Origin of the sequence: Aster yellows witches'-broom phytoplasma AYWB, assembly GCF_000012225.1 — a bacterium.
Lineage (GTDB): Bacteria > Bacillota_I > Bacilli_A > Acholeplasmatales > Acholeplasmataceae > Phytoplasma.
Genome location: NC_007716.1, coordinates 264,992 through 287,612, shown reverse-complemented (window position 1 = coordinate 287,612; position 22,621 = coordinate 264,992). Strand labels below are relative to the sequence as shown.

Sequence of the window (22,621 nt, the reverse complement as noted above, 5' to 3'; positions counted from 1 at the left end):
TTATTTCTCCTTATTTTTATAATTTGGGTTTAGTTTTTTGATGGCGTCTTTTTTTAAGTTTTCTATTTGTTTTAAAGTTAAATTTAGTTTTTGGGCGATGGCATGATTGGTTAGGGGTTGTTGATTAGGTTCGTTGTTGTTTTCTAGTGAGATACCAAAACTTAAACAAATAACATTGAATTCATTTTTACTTAGTTTAGTTTTTAGTTTTTTTATTAATAATTCATGTTTTACTTGTTTTAACCATAATTGATGTGGATTAAGGATTTTATTCCAATTAGGTTGTTTGTATTGTTCTTCTTTAAAACTGATATTGTTTGATTTGGTTGTTTTTTGGGGGATTGAAGGTGAATGGCTTTTTCTTATTAGTTCGCTGATTGCTGATTTTATTGTTGGTGTTGCATAGGCGATAAAGTCATAGCCTAAATCTTGGTAATTATTAAGGGCTTTGATTAATCCTAAAATCCCTTCTTGATATAAATCCTCTTTAGTTAAAACTCACGGATAATATTTAAATTGATAAGCTAGTTTTTTTACTAAAGGTAAATGAAGTTCGATTAATTGATTACGAATTTCCAAATTCTTTTTATTTTTTAAAAAATCTTTAAATAATTTTTGTCTTAACATTCAATTCCTCTCTAAAAACATTTTTTAGAAAAGATATGAAATTATTTTTTTAGTCTTTGAAACAAAAAAAGACTAACTTAATAGTTAGTCTTAAAGAATTTTTAAAAAACAAAAAAGTGTCTAAACTTTTGGAACACCTCATCATAACCTAAATCTTTGTAATTATTGAGAGCTTTAATTGATCCTAAAAATTCCTTCTTGGTATAAATCCTTTCTTTCTAATAAAAGCGGATAATATTTCAATCTGTTTACTATTTTATTTACTAAAGGTAAATGTAAATTAATTAATTGATTGATTACGAATGTTTAAATTCTTGTTATTTTTTAAAAATTCTTTAATTAATTCTTGTCTTAACATTTTAATCCTTTCTAAAAACGTTTTTAGAAAGGATAGGAAATTATTTTTTATAGTCTTAAAGAGTTTTTAAAAAAGTAAAAAGTCTCTAAACTTTTGGAACATCTCAGTTCGCCCTTTATTTTTGTAGGGGGCTCTCAAAAAAGGGGGGGCTTTGTTCTTTCTTTAATTATTTTCGGTGTTAGAAATGATATATGAAATTTCTTGTTTTTTAGATATCATTATTTCTTTTATATAATTATGAATTTTATCTTTACCTAAAGGACATTTTGAATAAGTTAAAAAGATGTCTTTTGCATTTTTTTGAAACTTAGTTTTTTTCATTTATAAACTCTTTCTTGTATAAGCCCCTAATTAAATTAGGGGCTTATGTTTTATATTAAAGGAAAAAAGGATTAAAATAATAATTGAGATAAATATAGCCCAAATTATTAATAAAATTTTTCTTTTTTTATTCATGATTAAAATGTTTTGGTTTCTTTAATAGTTCCATCTTGGTTGTAATAAGTTTCTTTTAAGATTTTATTCTTTTTTTGAATGTCATATTCTCTAATAAAAGTAATTGTTTTTCCGTCTAAATTAAAAATGGTTGATTTAATTTCATTACCTGTTTGGGGGTCGTATTCTCTAATAAAATTAATTGTTTTTTCTTTTAAGTTATAATTAGTTAGTTTAATCATGTAACCTGTTTGGGGGTCGTATTCTTTAATAAAATTAATTGATTTTCCGTCTAAATTAAAATCAGTTTTTTTAATTAGTTTATTATTTTTGTTGTATTCATCAATTTGTTCTATTGTTTTGCCATCAAGTCTATATCTAATTTGTTTTTTTGAATTCGTTAAAGAATCAACTTCTTTGTCCGATTTAGAAATAATTGTATTATGTTGTTTTTCTTGTTCTTTTTGGGGTTGAATATTATATTTTTCTTGTTCTTTTTGGGGTTGAATATTATATTTTTCTTGTTCTTTTTGGGGTTGAATATTATATTTTTCTTGTTCTTTTTGGGGTTGAATATTATATTTTTCTTGTTCTTTTTGGGTGTCCGTTTTAGCTTGAGGTTTATTAATAGCTATTAATAAAATAACTAATACAAACACAAAAGCTAATGAAACAATCGATCCCCAAAAGATATAAATTTTATTTGATTGTTTTTGATTGTTTTTTTTCAATTTTGTTTACCTACTTTTTTTATCATTGTTGTTTATTGCTGGTTTAACAACATTTTATTTTTTTTTAAATATTTTGTTTTTTAAAATTTTTATATAATTTATCTTCTACATTTATAAAGATACAATTTTTATTGATATATTTATGTTCGTTGTCACCACAAGATTCTTCTAGTTTACACTATTTTGAAAAACTAATATCTTCATTACATAAAAAGGTTGATGATTTATTAACAGATAATCTTCTTTTAGGATAATATTTAATATCTACTATAAATCCTCTTTGACCACCTATAATATTTTTTTAACAAACCTGCTTGTTTAATATCTCTTATGCTTATATCATCATAAACATCTATTTTAAACTTATCATTATAGATATTTTTGTTAAATTCTAATGAACCCCTGATATAATTGAATTGTATTTGTTGGTGATTCAAATAGCTTATAATAAAATCGGTTTTAACTAGTTTACTAGGGACCTCAATCACAATGGATTTAGGACGATGCGTTACATTCATCTCTTCCTTTATAGCCATTATAATTTCTTGCGTACTATCATTATTCTTAAAAGAATCGAAACTAAAAATTGATTTGGTTTCGATTTCTTGTTCTTCCAAAAACTCCTCATATTGTTTGATAAACTTTTTTTTAGAATTTTTTCAATTAAATCTATTTGTTCGTAATAAAAATCAAGGTCTAGATTTTTAATAAAATAATCAAGATATTTTTTAACTTGACTTAAAGTTAAATTATCATTATAATAATATTGGTCTTTTAATATACCTATTTTATCATAGATTAATTGTTTACATTCTTCTTTCTGATTTTGACGAACGTATATTTTTATGTCTAGGGTGACTTCTTCAATGAAGTCGCCATCTTTTTTTATATAAGAAATTGATTTTTCTATATTACGAGCAGTTTTAATTCTAGGATGGAACCCTTCAATGTCAAAGAATCTATCACTTTGAATATTAAAACGTTTAGTTAATTGAAAAAGAACATGGATGTGAATCTTTTTGTGGTCTTGATGGTTTTCGGTGTTAGAAATGATATATGATATTTCTTGTTTTTTTGAAGCCATTAATTCTTTAATATGATTATGAATCTTTTCTTTACCCAAAGGACATTTTGAATAAGTTAAAAAAATATCTTTTGTATATAATCTAAATTTATTTTTTTCATTTATATTCTCTTTCTTGTATAAAACCCTTGTTTTAGAGCTTTCCATGCGTCTATTACTTCATTTACAACCACACCAGTAGCAGCACACCACCTACAATTAAGCTGCGGATCCACCTAAGGAGCCTATTGTGACGCCTCCTTTGAGGATATCTGATTTAAGCAGCTTTTCTTTCATTGTTGTGTGGGCTTTTTTGCTAATTATAATTAATTTTTTAATTTATCAATTTCATGTTGTAATTCTTTGTTGGTTTCTCCTAATCCACTATTGGCTGCTTCTAAACCTTTAATGGTTCCTTCTAGTTGTAAAATCTTTTTACCTTGTTCAGCAAAAAAGATTTATTTGTTGTTCTAATTGAATTGTTAATCTTTGGATTTCTCGCGATTGTTGTTGGATAGTTTGTTGTAATTAAGTTATTTCTTCATCTTTATGTTTGGTGGTTTTTTGTAATTGAGTTTCATTGGTTTCTAAGATTTTAATCTTACCTTTTAACTCTTTTATTTGTGATTGTTTTGTGTTTAATTGTTTAACCAAAACTTCATTAGCATTATTGTTTTTAACTAATTCATCTTGTATTTCTTTTTTCAAGGGATTTTTGTAGGCGATTGCTGAGTTTTTTCAAAATATTGTTTCTTTTAAAAAAATCTTTTTCTTATTACTTATATTATAGCATTAATAATTTCAATAATTTTAAGTTTTTTTAGGTTTTTGTAATTTATAAATAATTTTATTTATTTTTTTCCAACAACAAAAGCCGTCCAATAATTAGACAGCAAAATTAATTAAAAATATTTAATTTAAACTAATTTAATCAAATTAAGGAGAAAGTTGAAAACTTTGAATATAATTATTTTCAAGATATCTATACCAATATTGACATTCAACTTTATTTAATATTTTAATATCTTTTTTTTCATAATCTTTTTTAAGTTTTAATTTAAGTTTTTGTAATTTAAAATATTTTTTAAAATTCTTATTAAGAAAATAATTTTTTGGTTGAATACTAGATAAATTTAAACTAAAATAATTAGAATTTTGAACTTGGTTTGGAGTCATATAAGATTTAAACAATAAAGTTAAATTATGTGGAATTTTAATATTTTTTCCATTAATTATTTTTTTAATATTCCATTCAAATATATTAGAAAAATTAAAATTAACCATTGGAAATGAACTTAATTCTATTTCTTTAATTATATCATAAGGGAATAATGCTAAAAAAGATTCTTGAGGACAAGAAAAACATGTACCAGAAAATCCAAACAAATGACGACTATAAAAATCAATTCCTTTATTAGAATTTGATTCAATTTGTTTATCATTTTTAGAAACATATTTACTAACATATGAAACAACTTTATTAACATAATTTTTTTTATCAAAAGTGCCCTTATAAAAAACTTTACATTTACTAATTTCAATTTTTTCAAATAAAAGATTTGTTTTTGATGGTCTAAAAATTTGAACGTTTTGACTAATTGGATTTAAATGTTTATAATGTTTTATATTATTTTTATTCATAACAGATGCATAAGCATTAGCCCAAAGCAAAGTAATTTTTGACACTTTAACATTCTTTTTCTCATAATAATTTTGAGGTATTTTAATATTACCTTTTTCATCTATTTTATGCATTAAATAATCATCATAAAAAATACTCTTATTTCCTTTAATAGGTCGGTTTTTCAAACCCAAAGCATAATCTTTATCAGTACACAAATAACGAGAATATACACCAAAAGAATTTAAAACATCAATATTAAAAATAATATGATAATGAATAACTCCTAATTTAGTAGTTTCCAAAGACCAAAAATAACGAAAATCTTGCATTTTGGAATAAACCAAATCTTTTTGAGAGCATTGTTGAAATAAATTTGATAAATAATTTTTTCTCACTAAACGAATAAAACGTTTCCTTACCTGTCCCATAATATCAGGTTCATGAGTATATTTTATAGTTTTACCTTGTAAATCATCATAAGGAGCTGTCAAAGTAATAAAAGATATTTTTTTAGAATCTTTGAAATTATATAAAAGTTTATCCTTAGCATTTTGTGAAGAATCTCGATAATGCCTTAAAATTTTTGATTTTGGTTTAATTTCTTGCAATTTAATTTATTTTAATTGTTTTTTAAAGAATAATCCAATTTCAAATCATCATCACTTAATGACAAATACCTTTCTTCTTTTTTTTCTTTTAAATGTTTTTTATAACATTTAATTCGTTCCAAACTTAAAGTCATTTTTTATACTCCTTTTTATTATTTAGCTATTGATAAATAACCTTTTGAAGCAAAATAAAACAGCAGCAGAATAAAAAGACCTAATTTAGGTGAAACCCGACATTAAATATCCGCCAAAGTCATTTTTTCTGTTTCTAAAACTTCTAAAATAAGAACGATTATTTTTTTGCCATATTAATTATTCTCCTTTTTATTTTATTAATAATAACATATTTTTTGCGGAGTTATCGCCTATTCTTTTTGAGACAGTAGCAAATATATCAATTCATTTATGGACTGCCTTTTTAATGATATTTTAAATGTTGATGTTTGGGAAGACGCGTACAAGTTACTATTTTCACAAGAGAAACATTTGATATTGATAGTTTTAAAGATGCTTTAAAAGTTCAATTAAACTTTGTTTTTTGAAAAAACTTATTCATCATTATCCGAAAATATAGATCCAAACAGTTAAGGAACTTTGATACCCAGCAAAATAAAAATATTAAAATTATAAATTAAATTATTGAAAAAAACCATTTACGGCATCCCCTTAATGGTTGTTATTTTATAAATTTCACTTCAAAAAAATTATTGAAAAAAATAATTATATAAAAAAACACCATTATCAAACAAATAATGTGTTATAATAAAGGCATTACTTAAATGAAATAATTTTTTCTTTTTAAAAACATTAATAAATTTTTAAATAACTATTAAATTAACGATTTCATAAAGTGAATTTTAAAAATTATTATGAAATTTATTATCTTAAATCAAAACCAAAGAAAATAACAAATAATTTAAGTAAAATTGTATAAAACTATATCAAAAAAATACAATTAAATATACGAAAAAGGAAGAAACTGTGGAACGATCCTATGAAAAAATGCTATACTTTATTTATAAATAATATACCCTCATATTGGAATGCATTTGTCACTACTATAAGCCTTGCTTTTTTAGGAACATTAGGGGCTTTTTTGTTATCTTTATGGCTACTTTATCTCAAAGGAATAAGAAAAAAGGAACGGATAAGTTTTTATGAGAGATATCTTTACAAAACGATAGATATTTTATTATATTTTTATATATTTTTTGTTAAAAGTGTCCCTATGATGTTACAAGCAATGCTTTTGTATTGGGGAACAAAAATAGCAGGGTTTTGTTCTTGGTTAACTCCTTTTCAAGCCGCACTATTTATCCTTATTTTTAATTCTTGTGCTATGTTAGCAGAATTTATGATTAAAAATATGTCCTTTTTTGACCCTGGTCAAATTGAGGCATCCCTAGCTTTGGGAATGAATCGTAAACAAACTTTTAAATGCGTTATATGTCCTCAATTAGTTAATCAATCTTTACTACGTATTATCAATGAATTTATTCTAAATATAAAAGATATTTGTGTTTTTTATGTAATTACAGTTGTAGATATTTTTACTTTGAGTCAAAAATTAGCCAAAAAAAGTTATGACTATGTAACTCCTTATATCAACGCATCTTTAATATATATAATTTTAATTTTCATCTCTTATTATCTTTTAAAAAAACTAGAAACCAAATTAGGTAATAAAAATGCATAATATCATCGAAATTACAAATCTCCAAAAACAATATGGCACTAAAACTGTTTTAAAAGAAGTTAATTTAAAAATAAAACAAAACGAAATTATTACTTTAATAGGGCCTTCAGGAGCTGGTAAATCTACTCTTTTAAGATGCCTTAATTTATTGGAAGAACCTGATTTTGGCAATATTTTATTTGAAGGAACAAATATTTTAAATCCAAAATATAATGTGCATAATTTAAGAAAAAAAATTGGCATGGTTTTCCAAAATTTCAATTTATTTGCCCACAAAAATGTCTTGAATAATTGTACTTTGGCACTCACAGAAGTATTTAAAAAAAGCAAAGAAGAAGCACAAACAATAGCACGCGAAAAACTACAAAAAGTAGGACTTTTAGATGTAGCATCTCAAAGCATTCAAACACTTTCAGGGGGGCAAAAACAAAGAGTTGCAATTGCAAGAGCCTTATGTATGAATCCAGAAATAATTTTATTTGATGAACCTACCGCTTCTTTGGACCCACAATTAACTAAAGAAGTCCTTGATATTATGACTAACTTAACTCACGAAAAAATAACTATTATTTTAGTAACTCATGAAATTGCATTTGCTCAAAAAATTTCTGATAGAATTGTTTTTATGACAGATGGTATAATTTTGGAAGCAGGAAACCCACAACAAATCCTTAACAACCCTCAAAGCGATAAATTAAAAAAATTCCTCAAAGATGCTTCTTTTAATAAATATAAATGAGACCAAGATATAATAAATTATAATATCTGTTTATCATAATTACAAAAAAAACAACCGAAAACAAAAAAAATAATGAAATAAAGGGGGTAATTTCAGCTGGTAAAAAAATAATTACCATTAAATTAAAAATTTGAGAAACTTTTTAATAAATAATTTTAATAATATAATCTAAAAAAAGAGGCAATAAATGAAACTAAATAAAAAAATAATTATTAGTTTAGTTGTTGGTGTTTTTTTAATTTTAGGGATAATAGGAGGAATTTTATGGCCGAAAAATACTAAAAATAATGTTTTAGTAATAGGCATGGAACTTGAATACTCGCCTTTAGAATATGTTATTCCAACAAAAAATGAAAAAAACAAAGACCAAAATCATCCCATTTATGGACAAAGTGGATATGCTTGTGGTTATAATGTTTTTATCGCTAAAAAATTAGCAGAAAAGTTAGGTAAAAAACTAGTAATCAAAAAAATAAATTTTAATAGTTTGATTTCTGCTTTAAATTCCAATGACATAGATTTAGTTGTTGCAGGCTTAAACAAAAATCCTGACAGAGATAAAGAAATTGATTTTTCAAAACCTTATGTTTTTGGAACAGTTAAAATTGTTTTAAAACAAGGTTCAAAAGTTGATAATCTTTCAAGCTTACAAAGTGAAAAAATCGGTTACCAAAGTGGTTCTACATATCAAAAAATAGCAGAAGGAATAACAACTCAAACTCAAGAATATTCAGATTTAGGAACAATAAAGTTGGCATTACAAGCTAATGAAATTGACGGATTTATTGTAGAATCAGATATCGCAGATATTTTTTTAGAAAAAAATCCAACTTTAGCAATGGAAAAAAAAACAATTAACAAGGAATTAATGGAAAAAATCAATACAGATTTAAGAGATCAAACTCAAGAAAGCTTTCAATCACGTATAGGAATTAAAAAAGGAAATGACAAACTTAAAAATAAAGTGGACGAAGCATTAGAACAATTACAATTTACAACAGATAACAACACAACCCAAGAATTAAAGCAAAAAGCTATTGAAGTTGCAATAAATCAAAACTGATAATGTCTAATAACAACTCTTGGTTAAGTTTATTATGCCAAATATTAAAAGATTGGCATACATTGTATTTTGAAGGTTTTAAAAACACCATGAAGATTGCTTTTTTTGGCACTATAGGAGCTTTTATGGTGTCTTTATGTTTGTTGCATCTTAAAGAAATTATTCAAAATAATAAGCGGGTAAGGACAAATATTGCTAAAAGATATTATATCAAAATGTTTGATTACATCATCAATGGCTATATTTTTATAATTAAAAGTGTTCCTATGATGCTACAAGCAGTTTTATTTCATTTCGGACTCAAAGGAACTGGTTATTTTGGATGGTTAACTCCACTTCAGTCTGGTTTATTTGTGATTACTTTCAACTCAGCCGCTTATCTTGCCGAAATTATGATTAAAAATATGGAGTTTTTTGATTATGGACAAATTGAGGCAGCATTAGCTTTGGGAATGACACAAACACAAACCTTTAAAAAAGTTGTGTGTCCCCAAGTTGTCCGTAAATCTTTATTAAGAATTTCTAATGAATTTATCGTTAATATCAAAGATAGTTGTGTTTTTGGAGTTATTGGGATGAACGAACTTTTTGAAGTGGCACAAACAGTACACAAAAGAAGCAATAGTATAACAGGAGGAATAATTGCTTTGTTAATTCCTGTCTTTGCTTATTTAGTTTTGGTGTTATTAGTTTCTTTATTATTAAAAAAAATAGAAAAAATAATTGATAGAAAATAAAATTATTTAAAGAAAATAATAATGATTTACTTTATTATCTAAAAGACTTTCCTTCTTCTATAGAAATCTTGAAAAAAGAACCTAAAATGAACTTTTGGGGAATTTGGAACAATTTACAGTAGACGAAATATAAATTTAATAATGTAATTAAAATTTATATCAATAAAAAAACCACCCAAAAAGGTGGTTTTTTTATATTCTAATAGTTATAAATAATTTAATAAAAGTCGATATAAAAAGATAAAAGTAGCCTTTTTGGGGCTACTCATTTGTTTATTTGGCTTAAGAAAGATATAGTTAAAAAAATAAAATCAGAAAATAATATGGTGGCTCCGGACAGAATCGAACTGTCGACACGAGGCTCTTCAGGCCACTGCTCTACCGACTGAGCTACAGAGCCTATGGCGGTCCGGACGGGACTTGAACCCGCGATCTCCTGCGTGACAGGCAAGCATGTTAACCACTACACCACCGGACCAATTTTGGTTGCGGGGATAGGATTCGAACCTACGACCTTCGGATTATGAGCCCGACGAGCTACCAAACTGCTCTACCCCGCGGTATAATATTTAATTGATGGCGGAGGAAGAGGGATTCGAACCCCCGCGTCCTTTCGGACCTCTCAGTTTTCAAGACTGACCCCTTCAACCGGACTTGGGTATTCCTCCAAAAAATGGTGGACCCGGTAGGATTCGAACCTACGACCAACCGGTTATGAGCCGGTAGCTCTGACCAGCTGAGCTACAGGTCCATGGTAGCGGCAGAGGGATTCGAACCCTCGACCTCACGGGTATGAACCGTACACTCTAGCCAGCTGAGCTACACCGCCATCATTTTAAGATTAATATATTAATGTTAATGTTTTTATGGTGGAGCTTAGCGGGATCGAACCGCTGACCTTCTGTGTGCAAGACAGATGCTCTTCCAGCTGAGCTAAAGCCCCAAACAAAATGGTACCTGGAGTCGGACTTGAACCGACACAGCTATAAACTATGGGATTTTAAGTCCCACGTGTCTACCGATTCCACCATCCAGGCAATATATATAAACATTTTTTTGTATAAAAATAAAAAAAGAAAAGTAAAGGTTAATAAAAAGTGGTATCCCGTGAAGGAGTCGAACCTTCGACACCTTGATTAAAAGTCAAGTGCTCTACCAGCTGAGCTAACGGGACAATAAAGTGGTGCCAAAAACAGGAATCGAACCCGTAACCTACTGATTACAAATCAGTTGCTCTACCTATTGAGCTATTTTGGCAATAAAATTATTGTTTTTCTATAAAAAAAAGAATAAAAAAGATAGTAATTGTTTGGTAGAGGATGAGGGACTTGAACCCCCGACATTCTGCTTGTAAGGCAGACGCTCTCCCAACTGAGCTAATCCTCTTTTTTATTCTTTTTTATAAAGCAAACCTTGGCACTCCCTATCTTCGCTCAATAAAGAACTATTGTCAGTACTAAGGACTTAACTGCTGTGTTCGGGATGGGAACAGGTGTTGCCCCTTAGTTTTATGCACCAAGGATCTTTCAAAACTAGATAAACGTTGGTATTTAAAAAATCAAAGTCAATGGGTCTATTAGTACTAGTCAGCTGAAAAGATCACTCTTCTTACACCTCTAGCCTATCAACCTGATAGTCTTTCAGGGACCTCATAGGGAAATCTCATCTTAAGGGGGGCTTCACACTTAGATGCTTTCAGTGTTTATCCCTTCTATACATAGCTACTCAGCTGTGGCTCTGGCGAACCAACTGAAACACCAGCGGTATATCCATCCCGGTCTTCTCATACTAGGGACAGTTCCTTTCAAATTTCCAACGCCCACGACGGATAGAGACCGAACTGTCTCACGACGTTCTGAACCCAGCTCGCGTTCCGCTTTAATGGGCGAACAGCCCAACCCTTGGAACCTTCTCCAGCTCCAGGATGCGATGAGCCGACATCGAGGTGCCAAACCGCTTCGTCGCTGTGAACGCTTGGAAGCGATAAGCCTGTTATCCCCAGGGTAGCTTTTATCCGTTGAGTCACGGCCCTTCCATTCGGTACCGTAAGATCACTAAGTCCGACTTTCGTCCCTGCTCGACTTGTAAGTCTTGCAGTCAAGCTCCCTTATGCCTTTATGCTCTACAAATGATTTCCAACCATTTTGAGGGAACCTTCGAACGCCTCCGTTACTCTTTAGGAGGCGACCGCCCCAGTCAAACTGCCCACCAAACACTGTCCCTCACATTACACATGTGCAGGTTAGAAACTAAAAATAACAAGGGTGGTATCCCAAGGACAACTCCAGAAAAACTAGCGTTTTTCTCTCACAGTTTCCCACCTATCCTGTACATCTTATTTCCAATTTCAATATTAAGTTGCAGTAAAGCTCCATGGGGTCTTTTCGTCCTGTCGCGGGTAACCGGCATTTTCACCGGTAATTTGATTTCACCGAGGCTCTTGTTGAGACAGCGCCCAAATCGTTATGCCTTTCGTGCGGGTCGGAACTTACCCGACAAGGAATTTCGCTACCTTAGGACCGTTATAGTTACGGCCGCCGTTTACTGGGACTTCAATTCAATGCTTTGTTGCCTGACATCTCCTTTTAATCTTCCAGCACCGGGCAGGCATCAGCCCCTATACATCACCTTACGGTTTAGCAGAGACCTATGTTTTTGATAAACAGTCGCTTGGGCCTATTCTCTGCGGCTTTTAGTTTTAATAAAAGCTCTCCTTATCCCTAAGTTACGGAGTAATTTTGCCGAGTTCCTTAACAAGAGTTTGCTCGCGCGTCTTAGTATACTCTACCTACCCACCTGTGTCGGTTTGCGGTACGGGTAGTTAATCAATTAGCCCTAGAAGTTTTTCTTGAAAGTATGACATCAATCACTTTACTTTCAAACCTTATCTTTTAAATGAGAAAACGGATTTGCCTGTCTTCTCAGACTTAGTTTTTCTGCCCCAATCCAATAAGGGGGGTGTTTAGCCTGCTTTGTCCCTCCATCAGTTGATTAACTAGTGCAGGAATCTCAGCCTGCTTGCCATCGATTACGGATTTCTCCCTCACCTTAGGACCCGACTAACCCAGGGAGGACGAACCTGGCCCTGGAAACCTTGGGTTTTTGACGGATAGGATTCTCACCTATCTTTTCGTTACTTACACCGGCATTCTCACTTCTGACCTCTCCACCACTGCTTCCGCTATGGCTTCACTGATGTCAGAACGCTTCCCCTACCATTCAAATAACTAAGAAGTCATTTGAATCCGTAGCTTCGGTATGATGTTTTAGCCCCGGTACATTTTCGGCGCAGAGTCATTCGACTAGTGAGCTATTACGCACTCTTTAAAGGATGGCTGCTTCTAAGCCAACCTCCTAGTTGTTTAAACGTCTTCACTTCCTTTGCCACTTAACATCAATTTTGGGACCTTAGCTGACGGTCTGGGCTCTTTCCCTTTTGACCATGGACCTTATCACCCACAGTCTGACTGCTGATTTTATTTGGTAACATTCGGAGTTTGATTGAGTTCGGTACCCCGAGGTGGAGCCCTTACTCATTCAGTGCTCTACCTTCACCAAATTACTAAATCAACGCTAGCCCTAAAGCTATTTCGGGGAGAACCAGCTATCTCTGAGTTCGATTGGAATTTCACCCCTAGCCACAAGTCATCCAAACACTTTTCAACGTGTCCTGGTTCGGTCCTCCATTTAGTTTTACCTAAACTTCAACCTGCTCATGGCTAGCTCACTTCAGTTTCGGGTCTATGACATGCAACTAAACGCCCTATTAAGACTCGCTTTCGCTACGGCTCCGTTCCTTAAAACTTAACCTTGCTCCATATCATAACTCGCCGGTTCATTCTGCAAAAGGCAAGCCATCACACATTAACGTGCTTTGACTAATTGTAGGCACACAGTTTCAGGATCTATTTCACTCCCCTTTCGGGGTTCTTTTCACCTTTCCCTCACGGTACTAGTTCACTATCGGTCACTAAGAAGTATTTAGCCTTAGGAGATGGTCCTCCCATCTTCCGACAAGATTTCTCGTGTCTCGCCGTACTTATTGATACCCTAGATTTTAACTTACGTTTACGGGACTGTCACCTTCTTTGGTGCTTCTTTCCAAAAGCTTCTACTTCGTTAAAATTTTATAACTACAAATGATATCAGGCTGTTCCGGGTTCGCTCGTCACTACTACCAGAATCGTTATTACTTTCTTTTCCTGCGGTTACTTAGATATTTCAGTTCGCCGCGTTTCCTTTCTTCTAATAAGATAAATCGTATTAGAAGAATATTACATCTTCAATGTAATGGGTTTTCCCATTCGGAGACCCACGGATCTTCACTTATTTACAGCTTCCCGTGGCGTTTCGCCGTTAATTGCGTCCTTCATCGGCTCTTAGTGCCAAGGCATCCACTGTGCGCCCTTAGTTCCTTTGATTTTTTAACCTTCATTTATCTACTTTTCAAAGAGCTTTTTTAAGATTTTGCCTATTTTTGGTTATGGTGGGCCTAAATGGACTTGAACCACCGACCTCACGCTTATCAGGCGTGTGCTCTAACCAACTGAGCTATAGGCCCTTAATCTTAAAAAGATTTAAATGTTGCAAATACAATTTGCAAACAATTTAAAATGAAAAACTTTCTTAAGTCTCTCAAAACTGAAGATGATAATTGTTTCCTTAGAAAGGAGGTGATCCATCCCCACCTTCCGGTAGGGATACCTTGTTACGACTTAACCCCAATCATCGACCCTACCTTAGACGGTTCCCTCTTCTTGCGAAGTTAGGCCACCGGTTTTGGGTATTGCCAACTTTCGTGGTTTGACGGGCGGTGTGTACAAACCCCGAGAACGTATTCACCGCGACATGCTGATTCGCGATTACTAGCGATTCCAACTTCATGAAGTCGAGTTGCAGACTTCAATCCGAACTGAGACTGTTTTTTTGAGATTCGCCAAAAACTTGCGTTTCAGCTACCCTTTGTAACAGCCATTGTATCACGTTTGTAGCCCAGGTCATAAGGGGCATGATGATTTGACGTCGTCCCCACCTTCCTCCAATTTATCACTGGCAGTCTTGCTAAAGTCCCCACCATTACGTGCTGGCAACTAACAATAAGGGTTGCGCTCGTTGCGGGACTTAACCCAACATCTCACGACACGAGCTGACGACAACCATGCACCACCTGTGCAACTGATAACCTCCACTGTGTTTCTACAGCTTTGCAGAAGCATGTCAAGACCTGGTGAGGTTTTTCGGGTACCTTCGAATTAAACAACATGATCCACCGCTTGTGCGGAGTCCCGTCAATTCCTTTAAGTTTCATACTTGCGTACGTACTACTCAGGCGGAGTACTTAATGTGTTAACTTCAACACTGGTTTTACCCAACGTTTAGTACTCATCGTTTACGGCGTGGACTACCAGGGTATCTAATCCTGTTTGCTCCCCACGCTTTCGTGCCTCAGCGTCAGTAAAGACCCAGCAAGCCGCCTTCGCTACTGGTGTTCCTCCATATATTTACGCATTTTACCACTACACATGGAATTCCACTTGCCTCTATCTTACTCTAGCTAAACAGTTTTTATAGCATCACAATGTTGAGCATTGCACTTAGACCATAAACTTATTTAACAGCCTACGCACCCTTTACGCCCAATAATTCCGGATAACGCTTGCCCCCTATGTATTACCGCGGCTGCTGGCACATAGTTAGCCGGGGCTTATTCATTAGGTACCGTCAGAATGATTTTTCCATCATTTATTCTTCCCTAATAAAAGAACTTTACGTACCGAAATACTTCATCGTTCACGCGGCGTTGCTCGGTCAGAGTTTCCTCCATTGCCGAAAATTCCCTACTGCTGCCTCCCGTAGGAGTTTGGGCCGTGTCTCAGTCCCAATGTGGCCGTTCAACCTCTCAGCCCGGCTACACATCATAGTCTTGGTAGGCCTTTACCCCACCAACTAACTAATGTGACGCAAGCTCCTCCCTAAGCATACCTATTAATAGGTCTTTTAAAAACAAGAAGATGCCTTCTTGTCTACTATCCAGTCTTAGCAGTCGTTTCCAACTGTTATCCTCGTCTTAGGGGCAGATTGCTTACGCGTTACTCACCCGTTCGCCACTAAAGTTTAATTGCTTAAACTTCCGTTCGACTTGCATGTATTAGGCACGCCGCCAGCGTTAATCCTGAGCCAGGATCAAACTCTTCGTATGTTACAAAATTGATGCATCAAAAATTGCTTTTTGGTGTCAATTTTAAGGTGTTAAAAAAATAATTGAAAATATTCGTTAATTATCATCTTCAGTTTTCAAAGATTAAGGTAGTTTTAGTAAAAATTTGTGAAAAAATAAATTAAGAATAAATAATTAAAATATGCAATTTAGCAAGTTACAAATAATTCAAAAAATAATTGAAAATTGTTGTTTTTGCTTTCAAAAAATGTTTTCAAAGCAAATAAAATTGCAATACCTTTTTTATTATATCATATAAAAAAACAAATAGCAAATGTTTTGTTGCTTTTTTTAAAAATTAAAAAAAATTGAAATGCGGCAAAATAATTGCTAAAATAAATGGTAAAAGTTGGGGTGATTATAAAATTTATTCAGGCAAATTTGATCTGTCGAAATTGTGCTTCAAAAAATATATAACATAATTACTATAATATTATAACAAACATTTTAGGATTTGGCAAGTAAAAAAAACTTTTGTTAAATTTTTTGCAAAATTATATTTTTTGTAAATGTTTTGCGATATCGATGAAAAAAAATTGTTATTTAAAAAGATCAAAAAAAGAAGGTGTTATAATTTTTAATAAAAAGTGTTCAGTTCATTTTGTTGTTTTTTCTTACTTTTGCATTTTTTAGACAAAAAGGGGCAAACATCATTTATAAATAATCTTAAAAAAAACAATACATTGATGGATTGTTACTAATTTGAAAGCCTATATGTATTTTAGTTGTGTTTGGAAATAGTTTTTCACTTCTTCCATATTGAGTTGTTTGGGTTTTAGGTTTCCTTTTTCGTTGGCTTGCATAAAAGTTTGTTTGTACCAAAATAATAAATTTTGATAAATGCAAAAATCTAGATAATAATTAGTTGATGGAATTGGTAAAAAGTTGGGGTGGGGGTTGTTTTGGTATTTTGCTTCTTGTCGTTTTTCTAAACATTTTAATGCCACCAAAAACCAAGATAAAGAAGTGTTGTAAGGTGTAAATCCTTTTATTTCCCATTGAATACAACACTCCAATATCAAGATAAAATCAGTTTTAATAAGGTAATATTTATGTTTGTTGGCATAAAACAAATGAAAACTATTAATATAATGCTTTCTTTGTTGCATCTCTAATACCCACAAATCAAATGATAAATAAAAATAATTTCTTTTCATATCTAAAAACGGTTGCATAGCTTTATTTTTTTTGCAAGTATTTAAACAATGATCATACATACCAAACTCTTTTCTTAAAGCACATAAAGTAAGATCAGAGGCATAAGGATAAAGTTCATAAGGTATAATTCTCAATTTTAATATCTCCTTATTTTTAGATACTTTCTTAATAGTAAAAATTAATTTTTTGTGTGGTTTTTTGTTTATTTATTTAACTGGTGGATTATGATAATTTTTAGTCTTTTTATTAATATAATTAGTTAAATTACTAAGATTAAAAGGGATAATAATGCCTTTAAAAAGAATTTAAAAATCTTTCTAATTAAATTTATATCAACGCCAATAAAAGAATTGATAAGCAAAACAAAAATATAAAAAATAGATAATTTAAAGTTACATAAATTAGATGCTAAAAAGTAGATAAAATATAGCAAACCTATAAAAAGGGGCTGAATTTTATTTATTATCAATTAGAAAATTTTAAACACAGAAAAATATTTTTTTATAATTAACTTAGATTAATGAAAAGTTTATCAATCAAAAAAAAGTTAAACAGATTTTAAAAAAAAGTTTTTTAATAAGTATGTGAAGAAAAACCACTAACATCAAAATCAACATCCATTTTTATTTCAAATATTCAACCTTGAAAAAGGTTCTCTTTTTGCACATTTTTTGACCAAAAAACACATTTGAGTAAAAAATAATTATAATTTCGTTTTTTACACGACTTTTTAAATTTTTTTACTGAACTATATATTGAAAAGAAAAAATATTTTAATATACCTTTTCTTTAAAAAGGATTTTCGTTGTTATTTTTATATTTTAAAAATATACAAATAAGTTCTTAATATAAATTAATATTTAAATTTTGAACTTATTTTTTTACTAAAGTTAAATTGATTTTAATTAATATCACATTTCTAATTTTTTTATTTTTTTAGGGTTTGAAACAAAAAAATAACTATGAAGTTAGCCTTAAAGAATTTTTAAAAAGTAAACAAATTATTGAATCTTTTTTTATTATAAAAATTTCAATATTAAATTATATTTTTAATAAAATCAATTTTTCGATCTAAAGAAAAATCTATTTTAAAACAATAATTATTTAATTCTGTAAATCCATGTTTATATAAATTGAAATACATATACAAACCATCATGTTCTTCCTTTATATCAAAATCCAAAAAAATTTGAAATAAATTGTCTGAATAAATGGAATTAAAACATTCTAAAGTGTTTTCTCTTTGATTTTTAGCATCAAAACTATTACGATAAATTTCTATTCTATCGTTATTTTGCATCATGAATGTATCGTCTATTAATTTTATTTTATCACCCAAACTTATGTAATGATTACGTTGAAAAGAAGGCACAAGAAACAAATTACCCATATTATCAACATCCGAAGCATAATTAGTATACAATATATGAGCATGATTTTCGTGTTTGGAATATATATACCATAAAAAATTTAATTTAATGAAAAAGTTCATTCGAAAACCATTAAATTTTTCTTTTATTTCACTTAAAGAATTTATATTTAATTCATTATTTAATTTTATTTTAAATTTTTTTAATGTTTTATTTAAACCATCAATATCATTAAAAGCATTATTAAATTGAAATATTTCGGATTCTTGTAGTTCATCATTTAAGTTTAAATGAATAATATTTTTGCTATTTTCATTTTGTCTTGTTTCCATAGCTTTTACAAAATTTTTTGTATTATAAATAAAATGCACAAATAAAAGTAAAAATAAAAGTAAAAATGATTTTTTTTTAAATTGATTAAAATTAATTAAACTTGTAATTTTCATAAAACTTTATTTTCCTCTTTTTTTAATAAGTACAAAAGTGAAAACAAAAAAATTTATACTTTTTTTATTTTGAAATTTTTATTTTTTTTATAAAAAAATAATTTGAGTCTTTATATTTAAAATAAATAATTATTATTTTTAATTGTTTTTGTAAGTTAATCATTAATTAAATCCCCTTTTTTGTTTTATCATTCGGTTGAGGTAATTTCGTAAAAGAAGTCGAAGGGCGATAAGGAGAATTGTTTATTTATTCACAACAATTTAATTTATATTGTAAATTAATATATTTTTGACTTAGATTATTAATTTTTTTTATTAATTTTTGATGATTTAAATTAAGTTCTTGTATTGTAGTGGGGTCTTGAAAAAAATGACTTAAAATTTTGTTCGCTACTTGATTTCGTTCATATGAATAATTCCAAATTTGTTCATTTATATACTTTAAAAGATTTATGTCAGAAAGTCTTTGATAAAGTTTTTTGATTATTTGATCTAAATTATCTAATTTTTTTTAATTTTATATCACCACTTAAATGATAAATATGAATTTTTTTAAGTTTTTTAGATAATTCTTTTTGTTCTAAATAAAGTTTATTAATTTCATTATTTATTGAATTTTCATCATTTAAATTATTTATCGCCATAACTGGATAACAATTAATTAAAAATAACCCTAAGAAAATAAATAAACAAATAGTTATTCTTTTAAATTGATTTTGAAATTTAAACATTTATTAAATTCTCCTTTTATTTTTTTATTAACATATAGATTTGTCATAATTATGTTTTTTAAAGATGGACAAAATTTTTATGGATACAGTTAAAGTGGAGGTTGAAAACTTTACATTCAAATTGGGAATTATGCAATATTTCATGTCATATTGTAAATGTGTTTTGTTGTTTTTAGAATTGGATATTAGGATTAATTTAATTAATTTGTGTGTTTTTCAATTGTTCTGTTATATTATTTATTTCCATTATTGTTGCAAGAAGTTGTGTTTGATTATTATTTAACCTCATATGAATATCTTGAATATTTTCTATTCCATTATTGTTTGTAATATTTCTTAATTCTTGTAATAAAACTATTCCTTGTGACTCAAGTTCGATTTTAATCTCTTCTAATTGAGACTTTCTTGCTTCTAAAGTAATTCCAGGAAAAGCATATGATTTTTTTTAATAATAATTAATAACAATCCTAAACAAATAAATAATAAAATATTTATATTTTTTAATTTCTTCATTATTTAAAAATTCCTTTATTTTTTTACTTCTATTGTGTTTTTTGTAAAATTTTTGATAAGATTTTTTTTGATTCTTTTTCTAGGTGCCATTTTGGGGCTTTATCTCAGTTTGAAGATTATCTGTGGGTGTTATAATTATTAGGTGAATATTTTAATTTTTTTACTGAGATGTTAATTATATCCATAATTTAATAATAGTATTTTTATTATTATTACATAATAATATGACACTTTTTAATTAAATATCGAGATGAAGAGAAAAGGGTTATATTTTTCTATATTTTTTTATAAAAAAGCATAATTTACGTAAAAAAATAATTATAATTTAATCTTATATGTCATTTTTTCGGTTTTTTAATATTTATTTTTCCAGTTAAAAGATAAAATTTCTTTAGATTTATTGTCTAAAAAGATTATATTATTAATAATCACTTTAGTATTTTTTTGGATAGAAATTGTTCCTTTAGGGCAAATTTTAGAACCTTTATGTAAATATTTATCCATGTTTTCAGTTTGGTTTCTAAAAACTACGCATGGGATAAATTGGGTTATATCTTTGATATTAACAGCTAATTGTAAATCAATTTTGGGTATTTGTTCATTATTGCTGTTAATGTATTGTTTTTCTAAATCTTGGTTTAGATGACCAATTAATTAGACTTTGCTTGACATAGCTTGACATAATTTTATTTCTCTTCTATATATTTTTTTAATAGTGACGTTTTTAATGTTTTTGATTTGTGTTATTTTTAAATGAAGTTGTTCAGTGATTTTGGAGTTGGTATAAAACTTTGTATCATCTTAGTTAATATTTACTAAAGGAATACAAAAATTTAAGTGGATAATCTGAAATACCTTTTGGACTTAATTTTTTTGTTAGTTGATTTAAAAAAATATGATTAACTTTTTTAACCATAATTGATGAGTATTAAATATTTTATCCCAATTGGGGTTGTATCTATTTTTCTTCTTTAATTAAAATTAGATGATAATATTTAAATTGCTTAACTAATTTTTTGACTAATGTCACTAATTGTGAATGAAATTTAATTAATTGATCTAGTATTTCTAAATTCTTTTTGTTTTTTAAAAAACAAAAAAGTGTCTAAACTTTTGGAACACCTTATTAACTAAAGCAATTACCTTTCATCAAATAATTTTTAACAGCAGCTTTAATAGCTTGAGCTAATTTTGCATTAACTGCTGTTTGAACTTCTGTATTTTTGAATACTTAAGTTAATTCTTTTGTAACAAAAGATTTTTTTAACTTATTATGCAAAACCTGCAACTTTATCTTTAACTTGTTGTAAACATTTTGCAGTTGTAATTAATTAATCTTTGTTAATTTTATCTTTAACGACTTCTTTATCTGATTATTGGACTCATTTAGCCAATTCAACATTAATATCTAGGTCTAATAATTCTTGTACAACTCGATTAGCTTCTGTATCTTTGTCTCAATATGCCCTAATATTAATATTACTCATATTAAAAATAAAAATAAACCAACTAAAAATAAAAAAACTAAAAACTAAAAGAGTTCTACTCTTCTTACTTAAATTATTTTTTGTATTTGTAGTGTGCCACACCTTTTCTTCTTTTTTATTTTTAATAAAAATAGCAAATATTAAGAGATTAATGACTTACTATTAACTATATTATAACGTAAAAAAAGAAATAAAAATTATAATTTTTTTCATCATTTATAATTAATGATAATGAGATTCAAAAATTTACTAAAAATATTTTATCTTCTTTTATCTTGAATATAAACTTCTTAAAAAAATTACCAATTAAGGCAGTTTAATTTATAAATTATATAATTGTTTAAAGTTTTTATTTATTAGCTTGTTTTTGTTTATTAGAATAAAGAAATCCTGCAGAAACTGATAATACTACTAATACCGCTAAAAAACAAAGTAAGAATTTAGATTGTTCTTTATCTTTGGTTTTATCTTTTTCTTTTTTTTCTTGTTCTTGTAGTTTTTCAACTGTTGGGACAACTGCGTCACCTTCTCCAAAAGTTTTAACTGTGGTTTTAATTCCTTCAGTATTTAATTCAGTTTTAGTAACTGCATTATTTTCTCCTAAAGTTTGTGCTGTTACTTTGTTTCCTTCAGGAGATGTTTCAGTTTTAGCACCATTATTGGTTTCTTTTACAACTTCTTTAGGAACTTTTCCTTCACTATCTTCAGTAGTTAAAGTTGTTTTGTCTACTTGTGTTACTGCTCCAACTATTTGATAAATATCAAATAAAGAAATAAAAAGTACACTTAAAAATAAACTAAAAAATAAAAAAAATTTCTTGCCTAAGCTTACTATTTGCATTTATGTTTGTCCTTCCTTTTACAATATTAATATAGCAAAACGAAATTGCTATTACTTCTATTATAACTCAAAAAGTCAATTTAGAGTATTTTTTACTCACTAATTGTAAAAAACACAAAATAACTAGTTTTTATGTTATAATATGTTGTGATTAAGTTGTATAAAATATCATCTTTT

Annotated in this window: 15 protein-coding genes, 12 tRNA genes, 3 rRNA genes and 2 pseudogenes; 4 read left to right on the top strand and 28 right to left on the bottom strand. The window is 28.8% G+C overall.

What is annotated here, in order from left to right; all coding sequences use genetic code 11:
• The 8 genes and pseudogenes from AYWB_RS01325 to AYWB_RS04390 form a co-directional block, all read right to left on the bottom strand.
• A pseudogene (locus tag AYWB_RS01325) lies at positions 1 to 627 on the bottom strand (sigma-70 family RNA polymerase sigma factor).
• Between the two features lie 140 nt (positions 628 to 767).
• Positions 768 to 985, bottom strand: a pseudogene (locus tag AYWB_RS04240) (sigma-70 family RNA polymerase sigma factor); the annotation flags it as partial.
• A gap of 162 nt (positions 986 to 1,147) precedes the next feature.
• Entirely contained in the window at positions 1,148 to 1,306 is a 159-nt protein-coding gene (locus AYWB_RS03655) for a hypothetical protein (RefSeq protein WP_011412552.1), read from the bottom strand.
• A 137-nt stretch (positions 1,307 to 1,443) separates the two neighbouring features.
• On the bottom strand, positions 1,444 to 2,151 hold the full coding sequence (locus AYWB_RS04235) for a DUF2963 domain-containing protein (protein ID WP_011412551.1): 708 nt from the start codon (positions 2,149 to 2,151) through the stop codon (positions 1,444 to 1,446).
• Between the two features lie 535 nt (positions 2,152 to 2,686).
• Positions 2,687 to 3,382 carry a hypothetical protein gene (locus tag AYWB_RS04230; protein WP_011412550.1) on the bottom strand — a complete coding sequence of 232 codons (696 nt, stop codon included), beginning with the start codon at positions 3,380 to 3,382 and terminating at the stop codon, positions 2,687 to 2,689.
• A 360-nt stretch (positions 3,383 to 3,742) separates the two neighbouring features.
• Positions 3,743 to 3,922 carry a hypothetical protein gene (locus AYWB_RS04040; protein WP_011412549.1) on the bottom strand — a complete coding sequence of 60 codons (180 nt, stop codon included), beginning with the start codon at positions 3,920 to 3,922 and terminating at the stop codon, positions 3,743 to 3,745.
• A 228-nt stretch (positions 3,923 to 4,150) separates the two neighbouring features.
• Positions 4,151 to 5,446 (bottom strand): hypothetical protein, encoded by a 1,296-nt coding sequence (locus AYWB_RS04225; RefSeq protein ID WP_011412548.1) that lies wholly within the window; start codon positions 5,444 to 5,446, stop codon positions 4,151 to 4,153.
• A gap of 11 nt (positions 5,447 to 5,457) precedes the next feature.
• Positions 5,458 to 5,580, bottom strand: coding sequence for a hypothetical protein (locus tag AYWB_RS04390; RefSeq protein WP_274376786.1), 123 nt, complete (start codon positions 5,578 to 5,580; stop codon positions 5,458 to 5,460).
• Positions 5,581 to 6,440: 860 nt separating this feature from the next.
• Between AYWB_RS04390 and AYWB_RS01300 the strand changes: the two genes are divergently transcribed.
• The 4 genes from AYWB_RS01300 to AYWB_RS01285 all read left to right on the top strand — a co-directional run bounded on the left by AYWB_RS01300 (position 6,441) and on the right by AYWB_RS01285 (position 9,681).
• Positions 6,441 to 7,142 carry an ABC transporter permease subunit gene (locus AYWB_RS01300; protein WP_011412547.1) on the top strand — a complete coding sequence of 234 codons (702 nt, stop codon included), beginning with the start codon at positions 6,441 to 6,443 and terminating at the stop codon, positions 7,140 to 7,142.
• The gene (locus AYWB_RS01295) at positions 7,135 to 7,881 is read left to right on the top strand and encodes an amino acid ABC transporter ATP-binding protein (RefSeq protein WP_011412546.1); all 747 of its coding nucleotides are present in this window, start codon (positions 7,135 to 7,137) and stop codon (positions 7,879 to 7,881) included. The genes AYWB_RS01300 and AYWB_RS01295 overlap by 8 nt, the downstream gene beginning before the upstream one ends.
• 187 nt (positions 7,882 to 8,068) lie before the next feature.
• A complete protein-coding gene (locus AYWB_RS01290; protein WP_011412545.1) occupies positions 8,069 to 8,944 on the top strand; it encodes a transporter substrate-binding domain-containing protein in 876 nt (291 codons plus the stop codon).
• 2 nt (positions 8,945 to 8,946) lie between these two features.
• Positions 8,947 to 9,681: an ABC transporter permease subunit gene (locus AYWB_RS01285; RefSeq protein WP_011412544.1), complete on the top strand. Its 735-nt coding sequence runs from the start codon at positions 8,947 to 8,949 to the stop codon at positions 9,679 to 9,681.
• Positions 9,682 to 10,005: 324 nt separating this feature from the next.
• Here the strand turns inward: AYWB_RS01285 and AYWB_RS01280 are convergent.
• From AYWB_RS01280 to AYWB_RS01185, 20 genes are all read right to left on the bottom strand, one after another.
• Positions 10,006 to 10,081, bottom strand: a tRNA-Phe gene (locus AYWB_RS01280).
• A 2-nt stretch (positions 10,082 to 10,083) separates the two neighbouring features.
• Positions 10,084 to 10,159 (bottom strand) — tRNA-Asp (locus AYWB_RS01275).
• A gap of 5 nt (positions 10,160 to 10,164) precedes the next feature.
• Positions 10,165 to 10,241 (bottom strand) — tRNA-Met (locus AYWB_RS01270).
• Positions 10,242 to 10,258: 17 nt separating this feature from the next.
• Positions 10,259 to 10,349: transfer RNA gene (locus AYWB_RS01265), tRNA-Ser, on the bottom strand.
• Positions 10,350 to 10,355: 6 nt separating this feature from the next.
• Positions 10,356 to 10,432 (bottom strand) — tRNA-Ile (locus tag AYWB_RS01260).
• Position 10,433: 1 nt separating this feature from the next.
• Positions 10,434 to 10,510 (bottom strand) — tRNA-Met (locus tag AYWB_RS01255).
• A 38-nt stretch (positions 10,511 to 10,548) separates the two neighbouring features.
• Positions 10,549 to 10,624, bottom strand: a tRNA-Ala gene (locus AYWB_RS01250).
• 8 nt (positions 10,625 to 10,632) lie between these two features.
• Positions 10,633 to 10,718 (bottom strand) — tRNA-Leu (locus AYWB_RS01245).
• 61 nt (positions 10,719 to 10,779) lie between these two features.
• Positions 10,780 to 10,855: transfer RNA gene (locus tag AYWB_RS01240), tRNA-Lys, on the bottom strand.
• Positions 10,856 to 10,862: 7 nt separating this feature from the next.
• A tRNA-Thr gene (locus AYWB_RS01235) sits at positions 10,863 to 10,938 on the bottom strand.
• Positions 10,939 to 10,991: 53 nt separating this feature from the next.
• Positions 10,992 to 11,067, bottom strand: a tRNA-Val gene (locus AYWB_RS01230).
• 25 nt (positions 11,068 to 11,092) lie between these two features.
• Positions 11,093 to 11,201, bottom strand: a 5S ribosomal RNA gene (rrf, locus tag AYWB_RS01225).
• 35 nt (positions 11,202 to 11,236) lie between these two features.
• Positions 11,237 to 14,102: ribosomal RNA gene (locus AYWB_RS01220) — 23S ribosomal RNA — on the bottom strand.
• A gap of 63 nt (positions 14,103 to 14,165) precedes the next feature.
• Positions 14,166 to 14,242: transfer RNA gene (locus tag AYWB_RS01215), tRNA-Ile, on the bottom strand.
• A 105-nt stretch (positions 14,243 to 14,347) separates the two neighbouring features.
• Positions 14,348 to 15,880: ribosomal RNA gene (locus AYWB_RS01210) — 16S ribosomal RNA — on the bottom strand.
• The 16S, 23S and 5S rRNA genes sit together here with 12 tRNA genes alongside, the layout of an rRNA operon.
• Before the next feature lie 728 nt (positions 15,881 to 16,608).
• Complete coding sequence (locus AYWB_RS01205; RefSeq protein ID WP_011412542.1) at positions 16,609 to 17,190, bottom strand: hypothetical protein; 582 nt, start codon at positions 17,188 to 17,190, stop codon at positions 16,609 to 16,611.
• Positions 17,191 to 18,092: 902 nt separating this feature from the next.
• Positions 18,093 to 18,872, bottom strand: coding sequence for a hypothetical protein (locus tag AYWB_RS01200; protein WP_011412541.1), 780 nt, complete (start codon positions 18,870 to 18,872; stop codon positions 18,093 to 18,095).
• A gap of 497 nt (positions 18,873 to 19,369) precedes the next feature.
• Positions 19,370 to 19,603, bottom strand: coding sequence for an SVM family protein (locus AYWB_RS03645; RefSeq protein WP_011412540.1), 234 nt, complete (start codon positions 19,601 to 19,603; stop codon positions 19,370 to 19,372).
• Between the two features lie 867 nt (positions 19,604 to 20,470).
• Positions 20,471 to 20,767 carry a single-stranded DNA-binding protein gene (locus AYWB_RS01190; protein WP_238374429.1) on the bottom strand — a complete coding sequence of 99 codons (297 nt, stop codon included), beginning with the start codon at positions 20,765 to 20,767 and terminating at the stop codon, positions 20,471 to 20,473.
• Positions 20,768 to 21,952: 1,185 nt separating this feature from the next.
• Positions 21,953 to 22,444 carry a hypothetical protein gene (locus tag AYWB_RS01185; RefSeq protein WP_011412538.1) on the bottom strand — a complete coding sequence of 164 codons (492 nt, stop codon included), beginning with the start codon at positions 22,442 to 22,444 and terminating at the stop codon, positions 21,953 to 21,955.
• Between the last annotated feature and the right edge of the window lie 177 nt (positions 22,445 to 22,621).

Coding starts and splice junctions, on each gene's coding strand:
- AYWB_RS03655 (WP_011412552.1), bottom strand. CDS start 1,306: ATGAAAAAAACTAAGTTTCAAAAAAATGCAAAAGACATCTTTTTAACT.
- AYWB_RS04230 (WP_011412550.1), bottom strand. CDS start 3,382: ATGGAAAGCTCTAAAACAAGGGTTTTATACAAGAAAGAGAATATAAAT.
- AYWB_RS04390 (WP_274376786.1), bottom strand. CDS start 5,580: ATGACTTTAAGTTTGGAACGAATTAAATGTTATAAAAAACATTTAAAA.
- AYWB_RS01300 (WP_011412547.1), top strand. CDS start 6,441: ATGAAAAAATGCTATACTTTATTTATAAATAATATACCCTCATATTGG.
- AYWB_RS01295 (WP_011412546.1), top strand. CDS start 7,135: ATGCATAATATCATCGAAATTACAAATCTCCAAAAACAATATGGCACT.
- AYWB_RS01290 (WP_011412545.1), top strand. CDS start 8,069: ATGAAACTAAATAAAAAAATAATTATTAGTTTAGTTGTTGGTGTTTTT.
- AYWB_RS01285 (WP_011412544.1), top strand. CDS start 8,947: ATGTCTAATAACAACTCTTGGTTAAGTTTATTATGCCAAATATTAAAA.
- AYWB_RS01200 (WP_011412541.1), bottom strand. CDS start 18,872: ATGAAAATTACAAGTTTAATTAATTTTAATCAATTTAAAAAAAAATCA.
- AYWB_RS03645 (WP_011412540.1), bottom strand. CDS start 19,603: ATGTTTAAATTTCAAAATCAATTTAAAAGAATAACTATTTGTTTATTT.
- AYWB_RS01185 (WP_011412538.1), bottom strand. CDS start 22,444: ATGCAAATAGTAAGCTTAGGCAAGAAATTTTTTTTATTTTTTAGTTTA.